The 26,275-nt window shown below is 56.9% G+C and carries 21 protein-coding genes and 2 pseudogenes; 14 read left to right on the top strand and 9 right to left on the bottom strand.

Annotated elements, in window-relative coordinates; all coding sequences use genetic code 11:
- Positions 1–18: 18 nt before the first annotated feature.
- Positions 19–1,272 (bottom strand): serine hydroxymethyltransferase, encoded by a 1,254-nt coding sequence (gene glyA / locus BM395_RS05050; protein WP_090509376.1) that lies wholly within the window; start codon positions 1,270–1,272, stop codon positions 19–21.
- A gap of 453 nt (positions 1,273–1,725) precedes the next feature.
- Here glyA and BM395_RS05045 point away from each other — a divergent pair, with 453 nt between their 5' ends.
- Together BM395_RS05045 and BM395_RS05040 are read left to right on the top strand one after the other, a co-directional pair.
- Entirely contained in the window at positions 1,726–2,769 is a 1,044-nt protein-coding gene (locus BM395_RS05045) for a threonine aldolase family protein (protein WP_090509373.1), read from the top strand.
- An 82-nt stretch (positions 2,770–2,851) separates the two neighbouring features.
- The gene (locus tag BM395_RS05040; protein ID WP_090509370.1) at positions 2,852–3,634 is read left to right on the top strand and encodes a 3-hydroxybutyrate dehydrogenase; all 783 of its coding nucleotides are present in this window, start codon (positions 2,852–2,854) and stop codon (positions 3,632–3,634) included.
- A 176-nt stretch (positions 3,635–3,810) separates the two neighbouring features.
- On the opposite strand, the gene BM395_RS05035 is transcribed toward BM395_RS05040, so the two are convergent.
- Both BM395_RS05035 and BM395_RS05030 read right to left on the bottom strand, forming a co-directional pair.
- A complete protein-coding gene (locus BM395_RS05035; RefSeq protein ID WP_244528930.1) occupies positions 3,811–4,239 on the bottom strand; it encodes a helix-turn-helix domain-containing protein in 429 nt (142 codons plus the stop codon).
- A complete protein-coding gene (locus BM395_RS05030; protein ID WP_090509365.1) occupies positions 4,236–5,552 on the bottom strand; it encodes a type II toxin-antitoxin system HipA family toxin in 1,317 nt (438 codons plus the stop codon). Before BM395_RS05030 ends, BM395_RS05035 begins: the two co-directional genes overlap by 4 nt.
- Before the next feature lie 369 nt (positions 5,553–5,921).
- On the opposite strand from BM395_RS05030, the gene nhaC reads away from it, so the two are divergent.
- The 3 genes and pseudogenes from nhaC to BM395_RS23105 form a co-directional block, all read left to right on the top strand.
- Positions 5,922–7,451, top strand: a complete 1,530-nt coding sequence (gene nhaC, locus BM395_RS05025) for a Na+/H+ antiporter NhaC (protein WP_090509362.1) — start codon at positions 5,922–5,924, stop codon at positions 7,449–7,451.
- Between the two features lie 355 nt (positions 7,452–7,806).
- Positions 7,807–8,712, top strand: a complete 906-nt coding sequence (locus BM395_RS05020) for a DMT family transporter (RefSeq protein WP_090509359.1) — start codon at positions 7,807–7,809, stop codon at positions 8,710–8,712.
- A gap of 106 nt (positions 8,713–8,818) precedes the next feature.
- Positions 8,819–8,917: pseudogene (locus BM395_RS23105) on the top strand (transposase); the annotation flags it as partial.
- Between the two features lie 15 nt (positions 8,918–8,932).
- Here BM395_RS23105 and BM395_RS23810 read toward each other — a convergent pair.
- Positions 8,933–9,070, bottom strand: a pseudogene (locus BM395_RS23810) (hypothetical protein); the annotation flags it as partial.
- 288 nt (positions 9,071–9,358) lie between these two features.
- Here BM395_RS23810 and BM395_RS05010 point away from each other — a divergent pair.
- On the top strand, positions 9,359–10,318 hold the full coding sequence (locus tag BM395_RS05010; RefSeq protein WP_090509354.1) for a LysR family transcriptional regulator: 960 nt from the start codon (positions 9,359–9,361) through the stop codon (positions 10,316–10,318).
- An 84-nt stretch (positions 10,319–10,402) separates the two neighbouring features.
- Here the strand turns inward: BM395_RS05010 and gbcB are convergent, their stop codons facing one another.
- Positions 10,403–11,506, bottom strand: a complete 1,104-nt coding sequence (gene gbcB, locus BM395_RS05005) for a glycine-betaine demethylase subunit GbcB (RefSeq protein ID WP_069898189.1) — start codon at positions 11,504–11,506, stop codon at positions 10,403–10,405.
- 370 nt (positions 11,507–11,876) lie between these two features.
- Here gbcB and gbcA point away from each other — a divergent pair, with 370 nt between their 5' ends.
- Positions 11,877–13,169, top strand: a complete 1,293-nt coding sequence (gene gbcA, locus BM395_RS05000; RefSeq protein WP_069898190.1) for a glycine-betaine demethylase subunit GbcA — start codon at positions 11,877–11,879, stop codon at positions 13,167–13,169.
- A gap of 193 nt (positions 13,170–13,362) precedes the next feature.
- Here gbcA and BM395_RS04995 read toward each other — a convergent pair whose 3' ends face one another.
- The 4 genes from BM395_RS04995 to choX form a co-directional block, all read right to left on the bottom strand.
- Positions 13,363–13,836, bottom strand: coding sequence for a thioesterase family protein (locus BM395_RS04995; protein WP_090509350.1), 474 nt, complete (start codon positions 13,834–13,836; stop codon positions 13,363–13,365).
- A gap of 63 nt (positions 13,837–13,899) precedes the next feature.
- Positions 13,900–14,877, bottom strand: coding sequence for an L-carnitine dehydrogenase (locus BM395_RS04990; protein ID WP_090509346.1), 978 nt, complete (start codon positions 14,875–14,877; stop codon positions 13,900–13,902).
- A gap of 43 nt (positions 14,878–14,920) precedes the next feature.
- Entirely contained in the window at positions 14,921–15,808 is an 888-nt protein-coding gene (cdhC, locus tag BM395_RS04985; RefSeq protein WP_090509342.1) for a 3-dehydrocarnitine:acetyl-CoA trimethylamine transferase CdhC, read from the bottom strand.
- A gap of 73 nt (positions 15,809–15,881) precedes the next feature.
- Complete coding sequence (gene choX / locus BM395_RS04980; RefSeq protein ID WP_090509339.1) at positions 15,882–16,817, bottom strand: choline ABC transporter substrate-binding protein; 936 nt, start codon at positions 16,815–16,817, stop codon at positions 15,882–15,884.
- Between the two features lie 267 nt (positions 16,818–17,084).
- Here choX and BM395_RS04975 point away from each other — a divergent pair, with 267 nt between their 5' ends.
- From BM395_RS04975 to etfB, 7 genes are all read left to right on the top strand, one after another.
- Positions 17,085–18,041: a GlxA family transcriptional regulator gene (locus BM395_RS04975; RefSeq protein ID WP_090509337.1), complete on the top strand. Its 957-nt coding sequence runs from the start codon at positions 17,085–17,087 to the stop codon at positions 18,039–18,041.
- A 216-nt stretch (positions 18,042–18,257) separates the two neighbouring features.
- Positions 18,258–19,238 (top strand): dipeptidase, encoded by a 981-nt coding sequence (locus tag BM395_RS04970; RefSeq protein WP_090509334.1) that lies wholly within the window; start codon positions 18,258–18,260, stop codon positions 19,236–19,238.
- A 97-nt stretch (positions 19,239–19,335) separates the two neighbouring features.
- Complete coding sequence (locus BM395_RS04965; protein WP_069898197.1) at positions 19,336–19,866, top strand: 4-vinyl reductase; 531 nt, start codon at positions 19,336–19,338, stop codon at positions 19,864–19,866.
- Between the two features lie 109 nt (positions 19,867–19,975).
- Complete coding sequence (gene dgcA / locus BM395_RS04960; RefSeq protein ID WP_090509331.1) at positions 19,976–22,036, top strand: dimethylglycine demethylation protein DgcA; 2,061 nt, start codon at positions 19,976–19,978, stop codon at positions 22,034–22,036.
- Between the two features lie 278 nt (positions 22,037–22,314).
- Positions 22,315–24,267 carry a dimethylglycine demethylation protein DgcB gene (gene dgcB, locus BM395_RS04955; protein ID WP_090509782.1) on the top strand — a complete coding sequence of 651 codons (1,953 nt, stop codon included), beginning with the start codon at positions 22,315–22,317 and terminating at the stop codon, positions 24,265–24,267.
- The gene (etfA, locus tag BM395_RS04950) at positions 24,264–25,487 is read left to right on the top strand and encodes an electron transfer flavoprotein subunit alpha (RefSeq protein WP_090509330.1); all 1,224 of its coding nucleotides are present in this window, start codon (positions 24,264–24,266) and stop codon (positions 25,485–25,487) included. Before dgcB ends, etfA begins: the two co-directional genes overlap by 4 nt.
- Positions 25,477–26,274 (top strand): electron transfer flavoprotein subunit beta, encoded by a 798-nt coding sequence (etfB, locus tag BM395_RS04945; RefSeq protein ID WP_090509328.1) that lies wholly within the window; start codon positions 25,477–25,479, stop codon positions 26,272–26,274. Before etfA ends, etfB begins: the two co-directional genes overlap by 11 nt.
- Position 26,275 lies beyond the last annotated feature (1 nt).

The raw sequence follows: 26,275 nt of genomic DNA, 5'->3' as shown, positions 1-26,275 counted from the left end.
AGCGGCCGCCTCCAACCATCAGCGGTAAACGGGGTAATCCGCGCACAGCCCAGCAGCCAGTCCCGCGATTTGCGCTTCAACATCGGCATCGCCGAGGTTCTGTAACAGCTCACAAATCCAGCCAGCCAACTCAATGCACTGAGGTTCTTTGAAACCGCGCGTGGTCACCGCTGGCGTACCAATGCGCAGGCCAGAGGTCACAAACGGTGATTGCGGATCGTTCGGCACCGCATTCTTGTTAACCGTGATACCCGCACGGCCCAGCGCCGCATCAGCATCTTTGCCGGTAATGCCTTGCTTGATCAGGCTGAGCAAAAACAGGTGGTTGTCGGTGCCGCCGGACACCACATCAAAACCGTTATCAATAAACACCTTGGCCATCGCCTGAGCGTTTTTGATCACCTGCCGCTGATACTCAACAAAGCCCGGTTCCAGCGCCTCTTTGAAGCACACCGCCTTACCGGCAATCACGTGCATCAACGGCCCGCCCTGAGCGCCGGGGAAGACTGCCGAGTTGAGTTTTTTTTCAATCTCTTCGTTGGCCTTGGCCAGAATCAAACCGCCGCGAGGACCGCGCAGGGTTTTATGCGTCGTGGTGGTGACCACATCGGCGTATGGCAACGGATTCGGGTACAGCCCCGCCGCCACCAGACCCGCAACGTGCGCCATGTCGACAAACAGGTAAGCGCCAACCTTGTCGGCAATTGCACGGAAACGCGGGAAATCGAGGGTTTTCGAGTAAGCCGAGAAGCCCGCCACAATCATCTTTGGCTTGTGCTCCAGCGCCAACCGTTCGACTTCGTCGTAATCAATCAGGCCGGTGCTGGTATCAATGCCGTATTGCACCGCGTTGTACAGCTTGCCAGACGAGCTGACTTTAGCGCCGTGAGTCAGGTGGCCACCGTGTGCCAAGCTCATGCCCAAAATGGTGTCGCCCGCTTGCAGCAGCGCCAGATACACCGCCGAGTTGGCAGACGAGCCCGAGTGCGGCTGCACGTTGGCGTAGTCGGCGCCGAACAACTGCTTGGCGCGATCAATCGCCAATTGCTCAACCTTGTCGACATACTCACAACCGCCGTAATAGCGCTTGCCCGGATAGCCTTCCGCGTACTTGTTAGTAAGCCCGCTGCCTTGAGCTTCCATCACCCGCTTGCTGGTGTAGTTCTCCGAGGCGATCAGCTCGATATGATGCTCCTGACGCTGCTCTTCTTGATTCATTGCACTGAGCAACTCGTCGTCGTAACCCTGTATCTGGTCATTTTTGCTGAACATCACTGATCTCCTGCGGTGCAGCCTATTGTTAGATGCGGCGAGTTGCCGTTTGCAGCGATGGTATGACTCGGCTCTGCCCGCTAGATGCCTATGTACGTCATGGGTAACTTCGTTTACGACATGCTCATGTCGTAAATCAGCCTAAGTGGCGCGTCTGCTGAGGTGGCGGCTGCGCCGCATGTCTGAAAACACCAACGCGCTGTACAGACGGCGTTGTTTTGCAAAGCCACTCAGCAAAATCCTGCTCGGCTGTCAGCACTGCAAAAGCCATCAACCATTGCGATATCTGGCGGTAACGCAGGTACTCAGGGAATCCGTTAAAATCTGACTTAACAGTCATTCATCGCCAACAGGGCAATCAAACATGTTCTGCAGGCGCCAACCTCGCGTAAAATCAGCGCACCCGCCGGCCCTCACGAGGGGCGCATAGGCAACGGCTTGAAGGACCCCCGCATGACCGATAAAACGCAACAGTTCGCCAGCGACAACTATTCCGGCATCTGCCCTGAAGCATGGGCAGCAATGGCCGAGGCCAACCACGGCCACGAGCGCGCTTACGGCGACGACCACTGGACGGCACTCGCCTCCGACCACTTCCGCAAATTGTTCGAAACCGACTGCGAAGTGTTTTTTGCCTTTAACGGCACCGCCGCCAACTCATTAGCACTGGCCGCGCTTTGCCAGAGTTACCACAGCGTGATCTGCTCGGAGACGGCCCACGTTGAGACCGACGAGTGTGGCGCGCCGGAGTTCTTCTCCAACGGCTCGAAACTGCTGGTGGCCAGCAGTGAAAACGGCAAGATGACGCCCGAGTCGATCCGCGAAGTGGCGCTCAAGCGTCAGGATATTCACTACCCCAAGCCGCGCGTTGTTACGCTGACTCAAGCCACCGAAGTCGGCACCGTGTACACCCCGGATGAAGTGCGCGCCATCAGCGAAACCTGCCGCGATCTGGGGCTGAACTTGCACATGGACGGCGCGCGTTTCTCCAATGCCTGCGCGTTTCTTGGCTGCACACCGGCTGAGCTGACGTGGAAAGCCGGCGTCGATGTGCTGTGCTTTGGCGGCACCAAAAACGGCATGGCCGTGGGTGAAGCCATCCTGTTCTTCAACAAAGACCTGGCCGAAGATTTCGACTACCGCTGCAAGCAAGCCGGCCAATTGGCGTCGAAGATGCGCTACTTATCGGCGCCCTGGGTCGGCATCCTGCAAGACGGCGCGTGGCTGCACTACGCACAACACGCCAACCGTTGCGCACGCCTGCTGGCCGAACTGGTCAGCGATGTGCCGGGCGTCAGCCTGATGTTTCCCGTGCAAGCCAACGGCGTGTTCTTGCAGATGCCCGAGCCGGCACTGCAAACCTTGCGCGACAAAGGCTGGCGCTTCTACACCTTTATTGGTGCGGGCGGCGCACGCTTCATGTGCTCATGGGACATTGAAGAGGAGCGCGTACGCGAGCTGGCCAGCGATATTCGCGCGGTCGTTGCGAGCGCTTAAACCCTCGTCTGTTTGCCACCCCACTCCGGCCGCTGCTGCCCACGCTAGCGGCCTCTCGCGCCAAGAAAGCAGGAGGCACACCGTGCAATTATCCGGCAAAGTTGCTTTTATCACCGGCGCCGCCAGCGGCATCGGCAAACAAATCGCTGAACTGTTTGCCGTCGAAGGCGCCAGCGTGGTCATCGCCGACCTTAATCTGCAAGCCGCCCAACAAGCCGCCGCGCAAATCACAGCCAGCGGCGCGCAGGCGTTGGCGATTGAAGTCGACGTGACCGACGAAGATCAGGTGAACGCTGGCGTTGAGGCGGCGGTTAAAGCCTTCGGCGGCATTGATATTCTGGTTAGCAATGCGGGGATACAGATCATTCAGCCGGTACAAGACCTGAGTTACGCCGACTGGAAAAAGATGCTCGCCATCCACCTGGACGGTGCCTTCTTAACCACCAAAGCGTGCCTCAAACACATGTACGCACAGGGCCGTGGCGGCAGCATTATCTACATGGGCTCGGTGCACTCCAAAGAAGCCTCGAAGCTCAAAGCGCCTTACGTCACCGCCAAACATGGCTTACTGGGCCTTGCCAAAACAGTCGCCAAAGAAGGCGGCTCAGCTGGCATTCACGCCAACGTAATCTGCCCCGGCTTCGTCCGCACGCCACTGGTCGACAAACAGATTCCCGAGCAAGCCAAAGAGCTGGGCATCAGCGAAGAAGACGTCATCCAGAAGGTCATGCTCAAAGACACCGTAGACGGCGAATTCACCAGCACCGAAGACGTAGCCCGCGTCGCACTAATGTTCGCTGCCTTCCCGAGCAATGCGCTCACCGGGCAATCATTGATGGTGAGTCATGGTTGGGGGATGGAGTAAGGGGGAGTTGGCTGTTATCGGCCAATAGAGATCGCTGGCGGACCCAGCAGGTCACCCCGCGCAGATGACCCACATGCGCTATCTGCAGATTTACCCCCCCCCGGATGCAAAGAAAAGAGCCGCAGTGCGGCCCTATTTACTTGAGGGTTTCGCTCATGCACTGAGCGATGTAAAGCTCATTTTTTTCTATCGCTCAGTCTGGCAGATAGTGGTTTGCTACCCCGTTTTGGCGCGAGGTCAGTTGCGGCTTTAGTTACAACGCTATCCATGACTTGATGGGCATGCGCCGAAGCCTGCTCTTTCGCATAAACAAAACGGGCAGTACTTTTTCGCTTTGGTTGCGCAGCAACAATTCCCATCTGCAGTCCAAACTTGCGCAGGACTCCATCGATAGTCTTGAGGGTTGGGTTGCCTTTGTCAGACTCCAATTGATACAGAGCACGTGTAGACAGACCGCACATGGCGGCAAAAGTCTCTTGATCGAAGCCAGTCACCTCAAGGCGTAAGCGTCGAACACAAGTGCCAAGGGTCTCAACACCCGCCCCATGCTTGGCCATGATGTCGTCAATGAGAGCCTTACGCTCTGCTCCTGTCATTTCATTCATAGGAGCCCCCATCTTTGCAAATTCATATCCAGGTTATTCAACGGTATTGCGTTCGAACGCCTGACTTCATCTGGCAGCTCGGTGAGCAAGTCCGGTAGCGCCCTGAACTCCTGAGCTGCTGCGCGTAGCCGATCAAAGATCACGTCTGCAGGCGCAAATTCAGTAAAGCTATTGCAGGCCTGACGCCAATCTGGATACCCCCGGACTTCTGTCAGCCATTTCGTCACACGAACCACCACTTCCGAATCAAGCACCATCGGCGCCAAATCATAAATTGGGGCCAGCGAGAAGGAGCCCTTGTAGCGGTGAATGGCCATGTTGCGGCCATGGTTGTCGGAATTGCCGAGAATCCGGTTGAGTAGATCGCGACGGATATATTCGAAGATTAAATCTTCAACCTCAGCCCCTTGCCCGTTCATTACCCAAAGCTCGATCAGGCATCTCATAACATCTTCATGGTTCTGGTTTGCACCTCCCATGGTGATTTGCCGTATGGAATAAATCGACTCTACGGGGATACGCTCAACGCCCTCCGGCGAAACACGCCGATCAAACCGTGGCATCCACAAGCTGGGTTTATTAGCCTCCTCAAGCGCCAGGCCATCGACTGGAACCGTGTTAAGGCCAAGCCTCGCGACAGCTTTGTAATAGAGGTATTCCGCCCGAAGGATATTCTTGTCAGTCAAAGTCCCTGTGTTTCGCGGGAACTTGACCAGCCAGTGGGCTTTGGCGCCTTCATCAGCCAACATCGCATCGGCGTAAAACAAACCGTCATGCGCCTCTGTAAGCACAAGCTTTGGGGCTTCACCCTGTGCACCTGTCGCCCCGCCAAGCGCAGCACCTGACTCGTAGGCGTACTCCAGAAAGTCTGTGTCTCTGTTGATAATTTCGTCCCGCTCGAAGCCTTCGTTATGCGATGTTTCAAGGCGCTCAACAGACTCTTTTATACGAAGGTTTCCGATTGGTGCCGGAGTACATTGGCCCAGCAGAAAAAGGTCGGTATCCATTTCTGCTGGTCTGGAATCATTGAACCGCCGAAGTAGTGAGCGTTTAGCTGCGCCAGCTGGGATTATGTCGAGAATGAAGGCGGGGAACCCTACATAATCTTCAGGCGACCAGTTCATAGGTGCGTTAACACTCAACACAGGCTCGAATAGCGAGTCAAAGTCATCAAGGAAATGAGCTAAATAGGCAGCCTTGTAGGTGAGCGCACACCTCTTCCCCTCCACTTGCGCAGTGTCTGCGAAGGAAAGGTCAGCGGCATCGAACCATTCGCCGTCAACGAAGGTTTGAATCGTGAGTTGCTCGAACATGGCTAAAACCTAATTTCAGCATTTTATATCTGATTACTATGGATGAATCGGTTCTAATCGGCAATATAAATCCACTTACGTGACCGCCTGACCAATCTATCAGCATTTAAATACTGATTGTGATTTTGGCGATCCACCCAGTCACTGCTATTCCTTCCTTATTCGCCACACCCAAACACACCAACTCCATCGACACGCCCTCACCAAGCCAACGCCCCAAACACCGACATACCCAAACCGCAATTCATTGAAAAACAACACATTGGCGTCGTGTTTAGGCGGTGAAATGGCGTGGACAACCATTCCCCAATCCGGATATCGACATAGCGTGAGGGCATAACAAGTACTAGTAACCGGTGGAGAAATATAATGACAAGGGCATCGATCCCCCCTCAGCGACCGTCACTGTTAATGGCGCTCATACCGATTGTGGCTACGCTGGCGGTTTTGGCGTTGCAGTTGTTTATATTCGGTGAGTTCACCCCGCATGTACCGCTGGTTTGTGGTGTTGCGATCACGGCTGTTATCGGCTGGAAGTTGGGCTACCGCTGGGCTGCGATGGAAGATGGCATGATGCGCATCGTGCGCGTTGGGCTACCGTCGATTGCCATCCTTATTCTTGTCGGCATGACGGTGGGCACGTGGATCGCCTCCGGCAGTGTGCCGATGATCATTTACTACGGGCTCAAGCTGATCTCGCCGGAATACTTTCTCGCCGCAGCCATGCTGATGTGTGCGGTGGTTTCTGTAACCCTCGGCACCAGCTGGGGCACCGTCGGCACTGTCGGTCTCGCTCTGATGGGGATCGGTGCAGGCTTCGGCATCCCGCCCTGGTGGACAGCCGGCGCGGTGGTTTCCGGTGCTTTCTTCGGCGACAAAGTCTCGCCACTCTCAGACACCACCAATCTGGCGCCCGCAGTGACTGGGGTGAATCTGTTTGCGCATATCCGCAACATGATGCCGACCACGATTCCGGCGATGCTGATTGCGCTGGTGATTTATCTGGTGGCTGGCAACTCGCTGGCGGCAGGTCAGGCACTCGATCTTGAGCGCATCCAAACCATCACCGAAGGGCTGGCGAGCAATTTTGAGTTCAGTATTTGGGTGCTGTTGCCGCCGCTGTTGGTGATGGGTTTGGCAATGGCCCGCATGCCGGCATTGCCAGCGTTGTTTGTTGGCGTGGTCGCCGGTGCGGTGGTGGCGTTTGGGGTGCAGGGCGAAGCCTTGAAGGCGCTGTTCGGCTACATGCAAAGCGGCTATTCGCTGAGCACGGGCGTGAGCGAAATAGACACGCTGCTCAACCGTGGTGGCATCATGTCGATGTCGTGGGTAATTCTGCTGGTCATGATCGCGCTGGCGTTTGGCGGCCTGCTTGAAGTGATCGGTTGTCTTGAGTCGCTGTGCGCGGCGGTGCTGCTCAAAGTGCGCGGGATTTTTGGCTTGCAACTGGCGGCCAGTTCTACGGCGGCGATGACCAATGTGATTGCGGGCGACCCGTATCTTTCCATCGCGCTGCCGGGGCGTATGTATGCGCCAATCTTTCGGGGCGAAGGCTATTCCACGCTTAACCTGTCGCGTTCTCTTGAGGAAGGCGGCACATTGATTTCGCCACTGATTCCCTGGAATGCGGGTGGCGCTGTGGTCATCAGCTCGCTTGGCTTGGTAGTTGGCGATGGCAGTTGGGAAAGCCTGCTGTACATTCCACTGGCCTTTGCTTGCTGGTTGTCGCCGTTACTGGGACTGCTGTACACCTTGCTTGGGCGCTTCATTGTGCCAGCCAGCGACGCTGAGCGTGCCGACTGGGTGGCTCAGGATTACGCGGTGACATCACTGCAACAATTGCGCGATCAGGCAGAGGTTGGCGTCAGAAGTGTCAAGGTCGCGCAGCCTGAGGTTTAAGGGACTGGCGCCAATGTGAAGTCAGCCTTGCGAGTCGCTGGAGTGTGAGTCTGAACGCTCTGGCGACAACGCCTGCAACGTGGTGGCCGAAGGGTACTTATCAACACTAGGTATCACAAGGAAGCTACTGGGAAATCTGAACAAATCCGAGACAGTATCGAACTCAGCTCTTGTCTAAAGAACCGGTTTTGATTCACCTTTCAACGGTAGAAACACTATGCGGATTTGCCGTACGGAGGCTGCTCAGCAACTGAGACGCCCCTAGTTTCTAACATCACTTATTTAAATATTCACCCACTTACTAGCCGCTAGTAACACATCATTGCTTAGTATATTGACTAGGAAAAACTGGGCAATGAACGGCACAAAGTTTCTAAGAGCCCATTGCTGCATGATCGTGTGGGCTGTTCTTATAGCAACTTCATTTTTCGCAGCGGCTGAAGTGAGTCCCGCCGTCGATCCTGTCTTTTTGACGATACTTAGGCTTGCCCTCTCCGCTTCTCTATTCCTTCCAATAGTGCTGGCTCGGCGTGAGTTACCAAACGGTCTTGCGGGCCTATCCAGGCATGCACTCCTGGGTATGTTACTGGCAATCTACTTCGCTTCGCTTTTCGAAGCGTTGAGATATACATCAGCGGTAACCACGGCACTTATGTATGCGTTAGTACCGTTGGGAACACTCTGTTTCGAGTTGATCTTCGTTCGTCGGTCATCAATTTTCCAAGCGGCTCCCATGGTCATCGCGGCTCTAGGCGCGATCATAATCATAGATAACGGTACCGATACAAAGTCGCCTGTATACCCTCTCATTGTCTTTGGTATCGGATGTATTGCAATGGCTGCCTATTCTCCTTTGAGCCAACGTTTCAAAGGTTTCAGCTTGAAGGGTTGCAGCCCCTCGGCAATGACCTTTTGGAACATGGCGTTTGGAGCTGGATTTCTGGGTTGCTACTCTTTTTTCACGGGAGGGTGGAGATCAGCGGCTAGCTTGCAGTGGAGTGACATCGGCTGGATTGCCTATCTTGCAGTCTTCGCAACGCTTGGAACCTTCTATCTGCTTCATCGCTCAATTGGAATCCTGACTCCAACTATGGTTACGTCATACATTTACCTTAGTACCGTAATGTCGACAGCTGCTCACTGGTACTGGATGCGCCAGTACCCGAGCATTGCTGATCTATTCGGTATGGCTATGGTTATTGCAGCCATGGCGGTCTTGATATCAATGAGCCAGCGCGCTGCCCCGGCTATCGTTAGATAACAGCTATTTCAGCTTAGCTCTCTGCCATCCCCACAAACGCCGCTCTAAATCGCCCCTAGATTCGTATACACCTCCAAACACCATAATACGGTCACTAGGAGGTGCCATGAGCAACCCGCGTTACCCCGAAGAATTCAAAATCGAAGCAGTCAAGCAAGTGACCGAACGAGGTCTGCCGGTGGCGGAGGTAGCTACTTATTTCGGCAATTTTGGATCGTTCAACTTCCCTCCCGAACCTCATAAGTAAAACGGCCTCGATCGGACTATCAATATATTGGTCAGGAAGTAGATCTCTTTCATCTCCGAACGTGATTCCTGCGCAAGTAAGAATATTATTCTCTGCAAACTGGGCAACCACGTAATACTGAGGGGCTTGTTCGATACTGGCGTTGTAGGTCTTATCGTGCTTACTTTTGCTAACTTATGATGCTTTATTCCAAAGATCAGAGTTTATATCGGTCACTCGAATCATCATATCCTGGGTCTCCATTCTGTGCCTGTCTAGCGCACCAGCCACATGTAGCGACAGACAAATTGATCGCTAGGATAATTTAATAAATAAAAAGATTTTGCTATTTTCTAGATAGCCGTAGACTAAAAGTTATACCAATGAAATATAAGCAGATAGCTGACAAGGGGAATTTCCATGCTTGAAAGCAACTTGCTACGCAAACTAGATATTCAGGATCTGATGGTTTTTATTCACGTTTATGAGCGGGGTAGCGTGACTGTAGTATCGGAAGCCCTATGCGTAAGCCAGTCTACGGTAAGCTACTGTCTCAAGAAGCTCAGGATAGCTATGAATGACGACCTATTTGTGCCGGAAAGAGGGACAATGGCGCCTACAGCCAAAGCAGACGCAATCTACCCCAGCATAATTCAAATAATTGAAAAGATTAATCTGTGCTACTCGGGTGACCCGTCTCATCGCGAGATCACTGAGTTTCGACTATTCCACATACAAGCCCCAGAGTATTTCGAGATAGTGATTCTGCCGCGACTACTAAAAATAGTTAATAACAATTCGCCCGCATCAGTGAATATCATAAAATTTGAAAATGAAATTCTTACGAGGGAACTGGAAAGCGGAGAAGTCGACTTGGCGATATGTTTCGGACCTAAATTCCACCGAAAGACTCTTAGCCATCGCTGTCAAACACTAGCTCAAGACGAACTTGTTTGTGTAACTGATAAAGATCATCCAGCTGAAAATGGATCATTTACACTTGAAGAATTTGTTAATCGTAAACACATATATCCCACGCCTTGGACAACCAATACCAATATGGTTGACGGCTGGCTTTTGAGAAATGGACAGAGCCGTGACATAATTGCTAAAGCTAACACCTACTACTCCGCGATTGGATTGATCAAAAACACCAACTACGTCCTAACTCTCCCACGCCGAGTATTTGATACGCTGGCAACTAGCTCCCATGTAGCGTCAGCACCTCCAATTGGATTTCCAAGGTTCACCCTAGACATGGTCTGGACTGAGTCAGCGAGCCGTGACGCAGGTAACTGCTGGCTCAGAGATCAAGTATTGCTCGCGGCAGCTATGTTAAATCGGGAATCAAAGTTATCTACTACCTCAGCGACCGTTTGAGTCGCTATTGCAAAGATCTATTTCTGATTGTTTTACGCAGCAGCAACTAAAAAGGGCGCATCTCCATGCGCCCTTTTCTATTGCTTAAAACTCTATCGCCACATCGCCTTGCGGCACGCTGCAGCATGACAGGATGTAGCCCTCAGCTACGTCTTCATCGGTGATGCCGCCGTTGTGCTCCATGCTGACCTCGCCCGAAGTTTTCAGCACCTTGCAGGTTCCGCAAATGCCCATGCCGCAGGCCTTGGGAATGTGCAGGCCCAATTGCGCGGCGGCCGAGTGCACGGTTTCGCTCGGGCCAACCCGGATGCTTTTGCCAGTGAGCACGAATTCGACCTGACGCAGATCGGTCGCCGGTACTTCCGCCGCCTCGGCCGCTTCTGCTGCCAGCTCCTTAACTTCAGCGCGAACCTCGGGCGGAGTCGGCCCGAATGCTTCTTCGTGATAGCGCTGCATGTCGTAATTGTTGGCTTGCAGCAGGCGTTTGACCGCCGCCATGTAGGGCGTTGGCCCGCAGCAGAAGATTTCACGGTCGAGATAATCCGGGGCGATCAACTCCAGCATCGGCTGATTGAGATAGCCCCGATACCCCGCCCACGCCTCGCCCAAGCCATGCTTTTCGCAGATGACGTGCAGGCTGAAGTTGTTGATGCGCGCCGCCATGTGCTCAAGTTCGCGATGAAAGATGATGTCTTTCGGCGAGCGCGCGCTGTGCACAAACACCATGTCCACATTAGCGTTGGTGTCGTAATACCAGCGCGCCATCGACATGACCGGAGTAATCCCCACACCGCCGCTGAGAAACAGCACTTTTTCTGCGGGGAAATCAATCGCATTGAAGTTACCCACAGGGCCGTGCACGGCCAGATCCTGGCCTTCATGCAGATTATCGTGCAGCCAGTTTGAAACCTTACCGCCAGGCACCCGTTTAATGGTGATCGAAAAGCTGTACGGCACCGAGGGCGCGCTGGAGATGGTGTAAGAGCGCATGATCGGCACGCCCTCGATTTCAAGCTCCAGCGTGACGAACTGCCCCGGTTTGAAGAAGAACAGCACGGGCTGGTCGGCCATGAAACAGAAGGTGCGGACATCCCAGGTTTCCTGGATGACCTTGACGCAACGCACCAGATGGCGGCCATTGCTCCAGGTCTGGGTGGTTACCGGGTTTAGAAAGTCGTTAGTGGTCATGCACGTGCCTCCGCGCGCGGCCGGACATCGGCCTGAATATGCTGCGATTGTGCTTAACGCCAGCACGACTCATATATCTGTTAGCGACATTTACATGCTTATCGCGACCCGCCCGCTAACACGGGCCATTGCTGGTCGGAAACTGATTCAGGCGTGTCGCCCATGGATAAGGATCAAGCCGCGCGCGCAGCCAAACTCGACCCTAGCCGAATCATCAATTGGTGTGCCCTGAGTCGAGACTCGAACACGCCCGCATGAATGGAACCAGCGCCAGTCGGTCGGTGAAAAAGCACGGCGCAATCACCTTGCAGCTGCACCTAAATGCCACTTTTACGGCGATAAACCCACTATCGCCATTGAGGAGTTACTGATGGACGTCACTTCGACTCTGAGCCTCGGCGATCCACTCGAGCCAGCGCGCAAGGCAACGGTAGATATGCTTCACAGCCGTGAGCGGACCTTTTCATTGCCGCAGCCGTTTTATAACGACGAGCGCCTGTTCCAGATCGACATGCAGGAGATCTTCCACAAGGAGTGGCTGATCGCCGGAATGACTTGCGAAATACCGGCCAAGGGTAATTACCTGACGCTGCAAATCGGCAATAACCCGATCATCGTGATTCGCGGCGCCGAAGGCGTGGTGCATGCCTTTCACAACGTCTGCCGCCACCGTGGCTCGCGGCTGTGCACCAGCGAAAAAGGCAAGGTCGCCAAACTGGTTTGCCATTATCACCAGTGGACATATGAACTCGACGGTCGCCTGCTGTTTGCCGGCACGGAAATGGGTGCAGATTTTGACCTCAACCAGTACGGCCTGAAACCGGTGCACTGCAAAACAGCTGGCGGCTATATCTTCATTTCGCTGGCAGAAAACCCGCCTGCGGTGGATGACTTCCTCAGCACGCTGGCGCACTACATGGAGCCTTACGACATGGAAAACACCAAGGTGGCGGTGCAAACCACCTTGATGGAAAAGGCCAACTGGAAGCTGGTACTCGAGAACAATCGCGAGTGCTACCACTGCAGCGGCTCGCACCCGGAGTTGTTGAAGTCACTGCTTGAGTGGGACGACGTAACCGACCCGCGCGCCGACCAGAACTTCAAGGATCATGTCGCCGACTCCGCTGCCAAATGGCAAGCCGAGAACATTCCTTATGCCCACGCCAGCTTTGGTCTGCGCAATCGCATCGTGCGTATGCCGCTGCTCAAGGGCACCGAGTCGATGACCATGGACGGCAAGCGCGGCTGCCAAAAGCTGATGGGCCGCATCAAGAATCCGGAGCTGGGCTCGATGCGCATTCTGCACCTGCCGCACTCGTGGAACCACTGCATGGGCGACCACCTTATTGTGTTCACCGTGTGGCCGATCAGCGCGCAAGAAACCATGGTCACCACCAAATGGCTGGTGCACAAGGACGCCGTTGAAGGGGTTGATTACGACGTCGCCCGCCTGCGTCAGGTGTGGGATGCAACCAACGATCAGGATCGTCGTCTGGCCGAGGAAAATCAGCGCGGCATCAACTCCACCGCCTACCAGCCAGGCCCTTACTCGCAGACTTACGAGTTCGGCGTGGTCAACTTTGTCGACTGGTACAGCGAACGCATGCTCAACAACCTGAATGCGCAGCCGCTGCCCCAGTTGCGCCAAGTCGTGTCGGAGTAAGCGCGTCGTGAGTCTGGGTTTTGTTTTGCTGTTGGCGCTGCTGGGATACAGCCTGTTGGCGATAAAACCGGCGCCGCCAGAACAGCAGCGAAACCCAAACTGACCGGACTCAACTGCATAACGCAAAAGGGCGAACAATCGACAGATTGCTCGCCCTTTTGCCATTTGTGCGGCTCGAACCGCTCGCGGTTACCTAACGCTTCGGCAAACCGATTACCCGCCCGACATAAACCGGCATCGACAAGCCAGCGTGAGCGGCAGACAACGCCTCTACCCGTGCGTTAACTTGCTCATCGAGAATTGCCGAACGCCCGCTTTCGACGTCGATATTCATCAGCATCTGCTCGCTCTCAGCCAAGGCGGCTTCCACGCCAACCAAGTGCAAAGAGTGATGCACGTGCAGACGCTTCTGGTCGTACGCAAGCAGTTGCGTGTGCACCTCGACTTCCGCACCCAAACGCACCTCGTTGAGGTAGTTGAGGTGGCATTCGAGGGTATACAAGGTATGCCCGGTGCGCGCGCGCCCTGCCTCATCCAGCCCCAGATGATCCATCAGCGAATCGGTGGCATAGCTGAAAATCAGCAGATAAAACGCATCGCGCAGATGCTGATTGTAATCAACCCATTCGGGCAGCACGGCCGTCTGGTAGGTGGTGAGTCGCGTCATGCAATTCTCCTGAATCAAGCACAACCCGACCGGCATAAAGCCGGCGGGCTGGGTAAGCGTCGATCACTCGGCAGCGTCGAAACCGTGTTTGGCCTTGGTCTGTTTAATCGCTTCCTGCACGGCAATCAGGCAATCATCGCGGTAGCGTTCCAGCTCGGCAATGCTGCGCTGGCCCTGCTGTTCTGCGGTGCCTTCGACCACGCTGTCGATCAGGCTTTCGGTCAACTCAGGCGCTTTCAGGTAGGTCCACGGCAATTGCAGTGCCGGGCCAAACTGCTGCATGAAGTGACGCATACCGGCATTGCCGCCCGCCAGTGTGTAGGTCAGGAAGGTGCCCATGAACGACCAGCGCAGGCCCGCGCCGAAACGGATTGCATCATCAATCTCGCCGGTAGTCGCCACGCCGTCATTAACCAGATGCAGAGCTTCACGCCACAGCGCCTCAAGCAGACGGTCGGCAACAAACCCCGGCACTTCCTTGCGCACATGCAAGGGCCGCATGCCCAGCGCGGTGTAAACGCTCATCGCTGCTTCAATGGCTTCTGGCGCAGTGTCTTTACCGCCCACAACCTCAACCAGCGGCAACAAGTAAACCGGATTGAACGGATGCCCCACCACGCAGCGTTGCGGGTTGCTTGAGCTTGCGTAAAACTCGCTGGGCAGCAAGCCGGATGTGCTCGAACCAATCAGCACATCGGCGCGGGCTGCGGCGCTGATACGTGCATGCAGATCCAGCTTCAGGGCCAATACTTCCGGCGCACTTTCCTGAATGAAGTCTGCTTCACGCGCGCACGCTTCAACGCTGTCGGCGAAGCGCAGGCGATCCTGGCTGGCACCTTCCGCCAAACCCTGCGCTTGCAGTGCCGGCCAGGCATTGGCGATACGCTCGCGCAGTTGCTGTTCGGCGTTCGGCGCCGGGTCCCAGGCGACAACATCCAGGCCATGGGCCAGGGCGCGGGCGACCCAGCCACTGCCGATTACGCCGGTACAGATAGCGCCGAAGGTTTTAATCTCTGTCACAAAGGTAGTTTGATTGCTCATGCTGACTCCTGCTCGATAGTGGGTTCGCTCAATCAAGCGGTGCTTAGCCCAGACGCTTGAGCTTCATTTTTTCGCGGCCTTCAGCCGGTGTCAGCGCACGGCCACCCAGACGCTGGATGATCTCGATAACGCGCTCGACAAGTTGCCCGTTAGTGGCATGTACGCCGCGATCCAGCCAGATATTGTCTTCCAGCCCCACGCGCACGTGGCCGCCCAACAGCATGGCCTGAGCCGCCATTGGCATTTGCGTGCGCCCGATACCAAAGCCTGCCCATGTGGCACCGGCTGGCAGGTTATCGACCATGGCTTTCATGCTCACGGTGTCTGCCGGAGCGCCCCACGGAATACCCAGGCAAAGTTGGAACAGCGGATCTTCCAGCAGGCCTTCCTTGAGCATTTGCTTGGCAAACCACAGGTGGCCGGTGTCGAAGATTTCCAGCTCGGCTTTAACGCCCAACTCGGTGATGCGCTTGGCGCCAGCGCGCAGTTGCGCCGGGGTGGAGACATAGATGTAGTCGCCATCACCAAAATTCAGGGTGCCGCAATCGAGGGTGCAGATTTCCGGACGCAGCTCTTCAATGTGCTTGAGACGCTCCATCGGCCCGACCAGATCAGTACCGGCACCGAATTCCAGCGGCGTTTCGCCGGGGCCGATTTCGAGATCGCCGCCCATGCCAGCGGTGAGGTTGATGATCACGTCGGTGTCGCTTTCACGAATACGCTCGACCACTTCGCGATACAGCGCCACATCACGGCTCGGCTTGCCGGTTTGCGGGTCGCGCACGTGGCAGTGAGCAACGGTGGCGCCAGCCTTTGCGGCTTCGATGGCGGCATCGGCAATTTGCTTCGGGGTCACCGGAATTGCCGGATGCTTGCCCACTGTATCGCCAGCACCGGTAACAGCGCAGGTCACGACAACTTCATAATTCATTGGTCTTCTCCTTTGTTCAAGGCAACAGAAACCCGTGCGCAGCAATGGCTGCGCATGGGTATTTATGCGGGGGTTACTTGAGCGCGGCGAGCGCGCTGTCGGCAGGTTTGCCGTCGAAGGTGGTCACGCCTTGCAGCCAGCCAGAGACAATTTCCGGGTTGGCCTTGATCCACTCGCGGGCAACGTCTTCCGGCTTTTTGCGATCCATGATCGGCTGCATCAACTGGCTTTCCTGCTCACTGGTGAAGCGCAGGTTGCTCAGCAGCAAGTTGGCATTCGGGCAGCGCTCGGCGTAGTCCGGTGCGGTTACGGTGCTGACAGTGGCTGCACCGTCATTCGGGCCGAATACATCCTCGGTGCCGGTCAGGTAGGTGATCGGAAACTGCAGGTTCATCGGGTGCGGTTTCCAGCCAAAGAACACCACGGGCTTGTCGCTGCGCGTCGCCCGGTTAACGGCGGCGAGCATGCCGGCTTCACTGGACTCGACCAGTTTGAAGTCACCCAGACCGAACTGATTGCTGTCGATCATTTTCTTGATCGCGATATTGGCGCCCGAACCGGCGTCGATGCCATAGATCTTGCCGTCCAGCTGATCTTTGAACTTGGCAATATCGGCCAGTGTTTTCAGGCCTTTGTCGGCGGTGTACGTTGGCACGGCCAGCACTGCAACGGCATCGTTGAGCGAAGGCTCAGGCATGACCTTGACCGCCTTCTTGTCGAGGAACGGCTTGATGTTGTCATCCATGATCGGCTTCCAGTAACCGAGGAACACATCAATCTGGTCCTTCTGGATACCGGCGAAAATGATTTGCTGCGAGGCTTGAGTCTGCTTGGTTTCATAGCCAAGGCCCTCAAGCAGGGTGGACGCGACTGCGGTGCTGGCAACAACATCCGTCCAGCCGACCAGGCCAACCCGAACGTTCTTGCAGCTTGCCTGCTCTGCGGCCAACAACGACGAACTACTCAGGGCGAGCACACAGCCTGCGGCGATTAGTTTGAGACGATTCATTGTTTTGCTCCCTCGCGGTACGGTTTATATCGCGGCATCAGCCCCTCAGACAGGGTTGATGTTAGCCACGATTTTGTTTTGTAAAAGCCAGACGGCTCTTCCGTGTCCGGGCTTGATATCGCCCGATGCAGCCACAATACCGAGAGCATCCGTTGATAAAGCGGCTTTTACCGACTACTTATCGAACGATAGCGACTCGCCTGCATAAACTCGCCATAATCAGCGCAATAATCGCTTCACACTCACCGGCCAAGGTCTCTCAACTGCATGCCGACAACCTTCTGGTTCCTCCTGCTGCCCGGTTTCTCGATGATGGGGCTGATGTCCGCCACCGAGCCGCTGCGCGTTGCCAACCGTTTTCACGCCGATCTTTATCGCTGGCGTCTGCTCAGCGTTGATGGCGGGCCGGTAGAAGCCAGCAACGGCATGTCGCTTAACGTCGAAGGCGGCCTTGAAGATCAGGACCAGCCACACACAATCTTTGTGGTCAGCGGCTTTGAACCGCTGGCGGCATTCAGTTCGCGGCTGGCCAACTGGCTGCAACGGTTTGCGCAACAGGGCGCGATTATCGGCGGCATCGACACCGGCAGTTTTGTGCTGGCCGAGGCCAGGCTCATCGACAAGCAGCGCATCACCCTGCACTGGGAAGCGATCAATGCATTTCAGGAGCGTTTTCCTGCTTTGCAGGTCACCCAGGAATTGTTCGAGATCGACGGGCAGCGCATCACCACAGCGGGCGGCACCTCGACCATCGACATGATGCTCACGCTGATCGCCCGTGATCAGGGCGAAGCCATGGCCGTGCAGGTGTCCGAGCAATTTGTGCTGGGGCGGATTCGCTCGCGCCAGGACCACCAGAGAATGCAGATCACCAATCGCTATGGCGTGCACAATAAGAAGCTCAGCCATGTGATTGCCGAGATGGAGCGTCGCTGCGAAAACCTGCTGACGCCGACCCAACTGGCCGAAGCTGTTGATGTCACCCCGCGCCAACTGGAGCGTTTGTTTCGCCAGCACCTGAATGACACACCGGCAAATTTCTACCTTAACCTGCGTCTGGACAAAGCCCGCCAATTGTTGCGCCAGAGCGACATGAATGTGCTGGAAATATCGCTGGCCTGCGGCTTTGAGTCGTCCAGCTACTTCTCACGGCGTTATCGCAAGCGCTTCGGCAGAAGCCCCAGCCATGACCGTCACGAGAATGGCCGCAGCTCTGCCGTTTAAGCCACAACACTCGCCGCGCCTTTTGCCTTCTCACAAAGCTGAACGCTCACCCGCGCCAGAGCGTTAATCGCGCCGGACAAGCGAATTGCATCCGCCGATTGACGCTTTCGGCAATCCCTCAGTCGTTTTTGCATCGGGTCACTTTACCCCTCGGGGATATGCTCACCTCAAAGCGTCGTCACCAGACCTGGCGCAAGAACCTGAGGGGACAGCCTGATGAGCCCAGCCGAACTACACGCCGACAGCATCGTTATTGACGGGCTTATCATCGGTAAATGGAACCGTGAACTGTTTGCAGACATGCGCAAAGGCGGCCTCACCGCTGCCAACTGCACTGTGTCGGTGTGGGAAGGGTTTCAGGCCACGGTGAACAATATTGTTTCCAGCCAGCAACTGATTCGCGACAACAGCGACCTTGTTATTCAGGTTCGCAGCACGGCCGACATCCATGCAGCCAAGGCTCAGGGCAAAACCGGCATCCTGTTTGGTTTTCAGAATGCCCACGCCTTTGAAGACCAGATTGGCTATGTCGATGTGTTCAAGCAGCTCGGCGTCGGCATCGTGCAGATGTGCTACAACACCCAGAATCTGGTCGGCACCGGCTGCTACGAGCGTGACGGCGGGCTCTCCGGATTTGGTCGCGAAATTGTTGCCGAGATGAACCGCGTCGGGATCATGTGTGACCTTTCACACGTGGGCTCGAAGACCAGCGAAGAAGTCATCCTCGAATCGAAAAAGCCGGTCTGCTACTCACACTGCCTGCCGTCTGGCCTTAAAGAACACCCGCGCAACAAGTCTGACGAAGAACTCAAGTTCATTGCCGATAAGGGCGGCTTTGTCGGCGTCACCATGTTTGCGCCCTTCCTCGCCAAAGGCATCGACTCGACCATCGACGATTACGCCGAAGCCATCGAATACGTGATGAATCTGGTGGGCGAAGACGCCATCGGCATCGGCACCGACTTCACTCAGGGCCACGGTCAGGACTTCTTTGAATGGCTGACCCACGACAAAGGTTACGCCCGCCGCCTGACCAGCTTCGGCAAGATCGTTAACCCGCTGGGCATCCGCACCGTCGGTGAATTCCCCAACCTGACTGAAACCCTGCTCAAGCGCGGCATGCCCGAGCGTGTGGTGCGCAAAGTCATGGGCGAGAACTGGGTGCGGGTACTGGCCGATGTCTGGAACGAGAAATAGCCAGCCCAATCTGGAAACAGCTTTACGGCGCGTCGGAGCGAACCCGCTGCGCCAGCACCGACTACACGCTTGAGTCACCTTTTTCTGGAGTTTGAACATGGCCACACACGCACCCGAAATGCCCATTCAGGTCGACGACGAAACCGGCGTCTGGACCACCGACGCTCTGCCGATGCTGTATGTGCCACGGCACTTTTTCGTCAACAACCACATGGGTATCGAAGAGGTTTTGGGCGCCGAAGCCTATGCCGAAATCCTCTACAAAGCCGGCTACAAATCCGCCTGGCACTGGTGTGAAAAAGAAGCAGCGCTGCATGGTTTGCAAGGCGTGGCGGTTTTCGAGCACTACATGAAGCGTTTATCTCAGCGCGGCTGGGGACTGTTCAAGATTGAACATATCGACCTGGCCAAAGGCACCGCCGAGGTACGCCTTGAGCACTCGGCATTCGTCTACGTGTATGGCAAGTGCGGGCGCAAGGTCGATTACATGTTTACCGGCTGGTTTGCCGGCGCCATGGACCAGATTCTGGAAGCCTCCGGCAGCTCGATTCGCACCGTGGCCGAGCAGGAATTCAGCGCCTCCGAAGAAGGCCATCAGCATGGCCTGTTCATTGTTAACCCTATTTGATTGAAGCGTTTACAGCGCCGTAAGCGAAGACCCGGCCCGGCATTCTCAAGCTCTTGAGCCCGCGCCTGATCGAGTGCAGCTGCTTTGTTTGCGTATTAAGGAGTACCAGATGGCGTTCGAAGCAATGTTTCAGCCCATTCAGATTGGCAAGCTGACCATACGCAACCGCGTGCTCAGCACTGCACACGCTGAGGTTTATGCCACCGACGGCGGCATGACCACCGAGCGCTACGTCAAATACTACGAAGAGAAAGCCAAGGGCGGCATTGGTCTGGCGATTTGCGGCGGCTCGTCGGTGGTTGCCATCGACAGCCCCCAGCAGTGGTGGAGTTCAGTCAATCTGGCCACTGACCGGATTATTCCGCACTTTCAGAATCTCGCCGACGCGATGCACAAGCACGGCGCCAAGATCATGATCCAGATAACCCACATGGGCCGCCGCTCACGCTGGGATGGCTATCACTGGCCGACACTGATGTCGCCGTCCGGCATTCGCGAACCGGTGCACCGCGCCACCTGCAAAACCATCGAGCCGGAAGAAATCTGGCGGGTCATCGACAACTACGCGCAGGCAGCACGGCGTGCCAAGGCAGGCGGGCTGGACGGCATCGAACTGTCGGCCGTGCACCAGCACATGATCGACCAGTTCTGGTCGCCACGCGTCAACAAGCGTGAAGACGAATGGGGCGGCAGCTTTGAAAAGCGTATGCGCTTTGGCCTCGAAGTACTCAAGGCGGTGCGCGCCGAGGTAGGCCCGGACTTCTGTGTGGGCATGCGTATCTGCGGCGATGAGTTCCACCCCGATGGCCTCAGCCATGAAGACATGAAGCAGATCGCCAAATACTACGACGACACCGACATGCTCGATTTTATCGGCGTGGTGGGCTCGGGTTGCGACACGCACAACACCCTGGCTAACGTCATCCCGAACATGAGCTATCCGCCCGAGCCGTTTCTGCATCTGGCGGCGGGCATCAAGGAAGTCGTCAAGGTTCCGGTTCTGCATGCACAGAACATCAAGGACCCGAATCAGGCGACGCGAATTCTTGAAGGCGGTTATGTCGACATGGTCGGTATGACCCGCGCGCACATCGCCGACCCGCACCTGATTGCCAAGATCAAAATGGGTCAGGTCGACCAGATTAAACAGTGCGTGGGCGCCAACTACTGCATCGACCGCCAATATCAGGGCCTCGACGTGCTGTGCATTCAGAACGCCGCCACTTCGCGTGAATACATGGGCGTGCCGCACATCATCGAGAAAACCACCGGCGTTAAGCGCAAAGTAGTCATCGTCGGCGGCGGCCCAGCCGGTATGGAAGCGGCCCGCGTGGCAGCAGAACGCGGCCACGAGGTAACGCTGTTCGAGAAGAAAGACCAGCTTGGCGGGCAGATCACCACGGCCTCGAAAGCCCCGCAACGCGACCAGATCGCCGGCATTACCCGCTGGTATCAACTGGAACTCGCGCGCCTGAACGTCGATGTGCGTCTGGGCACTGGCGCCGATTCGGCGACCCTGCTCGACCTGCGCCCCGACATCATCGTGCTGGCCAACGGCGGCCACCCGAACCTTGAGCAGAACCCGCATTGGGGCGCTGAAGAAGGCTTGGTGGTGAGCAGCTGGGATGTGCTCGATGGCAAGGTCGCGCCCGGTAAAAACGTGCTGGTGTACGACACCATTTGCGAATTCACCGGCATGTCGGTTGCCGATTTTCTCGCAGACAAAGGTTCGCAGGTCGAAATCGTCACCGACGACATCAAGCCCGGTGTGGCCATCGGCGGCACCTCGTTCCCGACTTACTACCGCAGCATGTACCCCAAGGAAGTGGTCATGACCGGCGACCTGATGCTGGAAAAGGTCTACCGCGAAGGCGACAAACTCATCGCCCTGCTGGAGAACGAATACACCGGTGCCAAGGAAGAGCGCGTGGTCGATCAGGTTGTAGTCGAGAACGGCGTGCGCCCGGACGAGAGCCTGTATTACGCGCTAAAGGAAGCTTCGCGCAACAAGGGCCAGATCGATGTCGAGGCGCTGTTCGCGATTCAGCCACAGCCTTGTTTGAGCGAGGCGGGCGAGGGCTATTTGCTGTTTCGCATCGGCGACTGCGTAGCCCAGCGCAATACCCATGCCGCCATCTACGACGCCCTAAGATTGTGTAAGGACTTCTGATCGGCCCCTGAGTGTGCTGTGCGGCGTTACTTCCCTTGCCCATAGTCGACTATTGGCTGCGGTAAGTGCCTTGCTCAGCGCACTCAGTGACTCGATCGGGTGGGCCTTGGATTTTTGAGAGCGAGGGCGAGATCAAGGGCGAGAGCGGGGAGCTTTGGGGGAATCAAGGGCGGGTGTGGTGAGAGTGTGGGCAAGAAGCTGCGCGATATTTTTATAAGCTGGCTAGTCACTGTGTGGCTCGTCTTTCGGTGATGCGGTCCCGCTAGGGAGACCCGATGATGTTGAATACTCTTCTGCCAATTCTGCTATTTGCCGCACTGGCGCTGGCGGTGGTTGGTGCGTTCAAGCGGTTCGCCATGTGGCGGCGCGGCAAGCCTGCTGAGGTGGACTGGTTTGGTGGTTTGTTGGCTATTCCGCGTCGTTACATGGTTGATCTTCACCATGTGGTCGCGCGCGACAAATACATCGCCAACACCCACGTCGCAACTGCCGGTGGTTTCGTGCTGGCTGCGGTGCTGGCGATTCTGGTGCATGGCTTTGGGCTGCACAGCGCGGTTCTTGGTTATGTGTTGCTAGCGGCAACTGCACTGATGTTTGTCGGTGCGTTGTTCGTGGCCAAACGGCGGTTTGATCCGCCTGCTCGCTTGTCGAAAGGGCCGTGGATGCGCCTGCCGAAAAGCCTGCTGATGTTCTCGGCCAGTCTGTTTATTGCCACGTTGCCGGTCGCCGGTATTCTGCCAGCGGGTTTTGGCGGCTGGCTTTTGGCGGCAATTCTGCTGGTCGCCATTACCTGGGGCGTGAGTGAGTTGTTCTTCGGCATGACCTGGGGCGGGCCGATGAAGCACGCTTTTGCGGGTGCCCTGCATCTGGCCTGGCACCGCCGCGCCGAGCGTTTTGGCGGGGGCCGGTCGACAGGTTTGAAAGCGCTGAATCTGGACGACCCACAGGCGCCACTCGGGGTGGAAAAACCGACTGATTTTACCTGGAACCAATTACTCGGCTTCGACGCCTGTGTGCAATGCGGCAAGTGCGAAGCAGCATGTCCGGCCTTTGCGGCGGGTCAGCCACTGAATCCGAAGAAGCTGATTCAGGACATGGTCGTGGGCCTGGTGGGTGGCAGCGATGCCAAGTTTGCCGGCTCACCCTACCCCGGCAAGAACATCGGCGAGCACAGCGGCGGCCCGCACCTGCCCATTGTGGCACTGGACGGCAAAGCCCTGGTCGATGCCGAAACACTCTGGTCTTGCACCACTTGCCGCGCTTGCGTTGAAGAGTGCCCGATGATGATCGAGCACGTTGATGCCATCGTCGATATGCGCCGCCACCTGACGCTGGAAAAAGGTGCAACACCGAACAAGGGCGCCGAGGTTCTGGACAATCTGATCGCCACCGACAATCCCGGCGGTTTTGCACCGGGTGGCCGACTCAACTGGGCAGCCGATCTCGACTTGCCCGTGCTTGCCGATAAACGTCAGTGCGATGTGTTGTTCTGGGTCGGTGACGGCGCGTTCGACATGCGCAACCAACGCACCTTGCGTGCACTGGTCAAAGTGCTCAAAGCCGCTGCGGTCGACTTCGCCGTACTTGGTCTGGAGGAGCGTGACAGCGGTGATGTGGCGCGGCGACTGGGGGATGAAGCAACCTTCCAGCAACTGGCCAAACGCAATATCGCCACCCTCGCTCAATACACCTTCAAGACCATTGTCACGGCGGACCCGCACAGCTTCCACGTGCTTAAAAACGAGTACGGCGCGCTGGGCGGCCACTACCGGGTTTTGCATCACAGCACCTATATCGAGCAGCTGATCAATGCCGGCGATCTCAACCTTGGCCAGCATCAGAACGCCGCCGTGACCTATCACGACCCTTGTTATCTGGGCCGCTACAACGGCGAGTACGAAGCGCCGCGCAATGTTCTCAATGCCATCGGTATCGAGGTCAGGGAAATGCAGCGCTCGGGGTTTCGTTCACGTTGCTGCGGAGGGGGCGGTGGTGCGCCGATCACTGATATTCCGGGCAAGCAGCGGATTCCGGACATGCGCATGGTCGACATCAAGGAGACCTCTGCCGAGATTGTTGCCGTGGGTTGCCCGCAGTGCACGCTGATGCTCGAAGGCGTGGTCGAGCCGCGCCCTCAGGTTAAAGACATTGCTGAACTGGTCGCTGAAGTGCTGATCGAGGCAGCGCCCAAACCGTCCGTGAAACGCCAGCCTGCGGAGACTTCGGCATGAGTGAGATTATTCGCCGCGACCCACACGCAGAATGGATCGCGCGTAACCGCCTGCACCCATTGCACGCCACCTTGCAAAAAAGCCCGGAACGCTGGATGAGCGCCGCTGGGGTTGTTCGCAAGAATCCGCACGCCGTGGGTTTTATCGGCCCTGAAGGCATCAAGCGGATCGACCGTTCGGGCGCACAGAGTGCCAGCGCAGGCAAACGCAGCGCAGCACCAGCCGCCGTGCAACTGCCGCTGCATCGGGTCGAGCAACCGGCATTTCATATCTGCGTGGTGCCGGACATGGTCGGCGGGCGCTTGAGTAGCCACGATAAAGACTTGCTCGGGCTCGCCCGTTCACTGGCAGGCAACAACGGCGCTGTGCTGGCGATTATTTTTGCCGAACATAAAGAGCAGGCCTTCGACACAGCCGGTGTTGATCGCCTGATGCACTTCACCGATGACTCGCTGGCCGGCTATTCGCCCGAACTGCGCGTGCTGGCCCTGAGCGCCGTCGAGGCACAACTCAAGCCACGCCACTGGTTACTGCCGGACAGCCGCAACGGCGGCGGTGAACTGGGCCGCCGGCTGGCCGCAAAACTATCCGAGCGCCCGGCTACCCGCGTCTGGCAAGTTGCCGATGGCCAGTGCATTGGCCGCGCGGGCGCTGGTCGGGAAGACTCGCAGCGGGCGTTGCCACGGCTGATTCTGGCCGCTGCCGAATGCGCCAGCCCGGTCAGTGAAACACGCCATGAGTGCCTGGCAATGGCAACGCCGGAAAACCTTGCCCACGGCTTGCCGCGAATCGAGGATTGCGGCGCGGTAGCCGTAGACCCGGCGTTGATTCCGATGGCCGAGGCCGAGTTCATTTTGTCCGGTGGTAACGGCGTCAGCGACTGGACGCAATTCCATCAGGCCGCCGAAATTTTGGGCGCAACCGAGGGCGCATCACGCGTGGCGGTGGACGATGGTTTCATGCCGCGCAATCGTCAGGTTGGCGCCACCGGCACGTGGGTCACCGCACGGGTTTATCTGGCGGTGGGTATCTCGGGCGCGGTGCAACACCTACAGGGCATCGGTGCCTGCGACAAAGTGGTGGCTGTGAATAAGGACGCCAATTGCGACATGGTCAAGCGCGCCGATCTGAGCGTGATCGGCGACTCGGCGGCCATACTCGGCGCCCTGATTGCGCGCATCAACGCGCACCGCCACGGAGGTATTCGTGATGCTGCATAACACCGCTCAAGCCTCACCAGCGCTGAATGTTGTGGCGCTGGTATCCGTGGGCGCGCACCCAAGTTCGGGCCGCGCACGCCGCGCCGAACAAGACGCACGCGCTGTCGAGCTGGGCTTGCGGTTGGCCGGTGAGCAGCTTGAAGTGCTGCACGCAGGCGACCCGCAACAGCCTGCCTTACGCAGTTATCTGGGCATGGGTTTGCAGCAGTTGCACGTGATCGAGCAACCGGCGCAGGCCGATGTCATCAGCGCCCTGCATGACTATTTGCAAGACAGCGACGCGCAACTCATTTTAACCGGCAGCCAGGCTGAAACTGGCGAAGGTTCGGGCATGCTGCCGTTCCTGCTGGCTGAGCAGTTGGGCTGGCCAATGGTGGTCGGGCTGACTGAGGTCGAACACATAGGAAATGGTATCGCCCAAGTGCTTCAAGCTTTGCCGCGCGGCCAACGCCGACGTTTAAAGGTGCGCCTGCCGTTTATCGCCAGCCTCGACAACGCCGCACCCGCCGCCCGGCAAAGTGCCTTTGGTCCGGCGCGGCGCGGCGAATTGCTCAGCCATGCGGCAGAGGCAAATCCTGACGCGTTGCTCAGCGAGTCGCCACTGCAACCCGCCAGACCCCGGCCTAAACGCCTGAAAATAATCACCGCCAAGACGGGCGCTGAACGCATGAAAGCGGCGACCGCAAAAGCCTCGGGCGGTGGTGGCCAAATTATTAAAGGCGACTCGCCAGAGGCGGGAGCCGAGGCTATCTTCAAATTGTTAGTCGATGAAGGTGTGCTGCGCTAAG

This window comes from Pseudomonas marincola, from assembly GCF_900116605.1.
Classification (GTDB): Bacteria; Pseudomonadota; Gammaproteobacteria; order Pseudomonadales; family Pseudomonadaceae; genus Aquipseudomonas; species Aquipseudomonas marincola.
This window is presented reverse-complemented; position numbering and strand designations above follow the sequence as displayed.

Excerpts from the sequence above, each read along its gene's own strand:
- glyA (WP_090509376.1), bottom strand. The coding sequence starts at position 1,272 with ATGTTCAGCAAAAATGACCAGATACAGGGTTACGACGACGAGTTGCTC.
- BM395_RS05045 (WP_090509373.1), top strand. The coding sequence starts at position 1,726 with ATGACCGATAAAACGCAACAGTTCGCCAGCGACAACTATTCCGGCATC.
- BM395_RS05035 (WP_244528930.1), bottom strand. The coding sequence starts at position 4,239 with ATGAATGAAATGACAGGAGCAGAGCGTAAGGCTCTCATTGACGACATC.
- BM395_RS05030 (WP_090509365.1), bottom strand. The coding sequence starts at position 5,552 with ATGTTCGAGCAACTCACGATTCAAACCTTCGTTGACGGCGAATGGTTC.
- nhaC (WP_090509362.1), top strand. The coding sequence starts at position 5,922 with ATGACAAGGGCATCGATCCCCCCTCAGCGACCGTCACTGTTAATGGCG.
- BM395_RS05020 (WP_090509359.1), top strand. The coding sequence starts at position 7,807 with ATGAACGGCACAAAGTTTCTAAGAGCCCATTGCTGCATGATCGTGTGG.
- BM395_RS05010 (WP_090509354.1), top strand. The coding sequence starts at position 9,359 with ATGCTTGAAAGCAACTTGCTACGCAAACTAGATATTCAGGATCTGATG.
- gbcB (WP_069898189.1), bottom strand. The coding sequence starts at position 11,506 with ATGACCACTAACGACTTTCTAAACCCGGTAACCACCCAGACCTGGAGC.
- gbcA (WP_069898190.1), top strand. The coding sequence starts at position 11,877 with ATGGACGTCACTTCGACTCTGAGCCTCGGCGATCCACTCGAGCCAGCG.
- BM395_RS04995 (WP_090509350.1), bottom strand. The coding sequence starts at position 13,836 with ATGACGCGACTCACCACCTACCAGACGGCCGTGCTGCCCGAATGGGTT.
- BM395_RS04990 (WP_090509346.1), bottom strand. The coding sequence starts at position 14,877 with ATGAGCAATCAAACTACCTTTGTGACAGAGATTAAAACCTTCGGCGCT.
- cdhC (WP_090509342.1), bottom strand. The coding sequence starts at position 15,808 with ATGAATTATGAAGTTGTCGTGACCTGCGCTGTTACCGGTGCTGGCGAT.
- choX (WP_090509339.1), bottom strand. The coding sequence starts at position 16,817 with ATGAATCGTCTCAAACTAATCGCCGCAGGCTGTGTGCTCGCCCTGAGT.
- BM395_RS04975 (WP_090509337.1), top strand. The coding sequence starts at position 17,085 with ATGCCGACAACCTTCTGGTTCCTCCTGCTGCCCGGTTTCTCGATGATG.
- BM395_RS04970 (WP_090509334.1), top strand. The coding sequence starts at position 18,258 with ATGAGCCCAGCCGAACTACACGCCGACAGCATCGTTATTGACGGGCTT.
- BM395_RS04965 (WP_069898197.1), top strand. The coding sequence starts at position 19,336 with ATGGCCACACACGCACCCGAAATGCCCATTCAGGTCGACGACGAAACC.
- dgcA (WP_090509331.1), top strand. The coding sequence starts at position 19,976 with ATGGCGTTCGAAGCAATGTTTCAGCCCATTCAGATTGGCAAGCTGACC.
- dgcB (WP_090509782.1), top strand. The coding sequence starts at position 22,315 with ATGTTGAATACTCTTCTGCCAATTCTGCTATTTGCCGCACTGGCGCTG.
- etfA (WP_090509330.1), top strand. The coding sequence starts at position 24,264 with ATGAGTGAGATTATTCGCCGCGACCCACACGCAGAATGGATCGCGCGT.
- etfB (WP_090509328.1), top strand. The coding sequence starts at position 25,477 with ATGCTGCATAACACCGCTCAAGCCTCACCAGCGCTGAATGTTGTGGCG.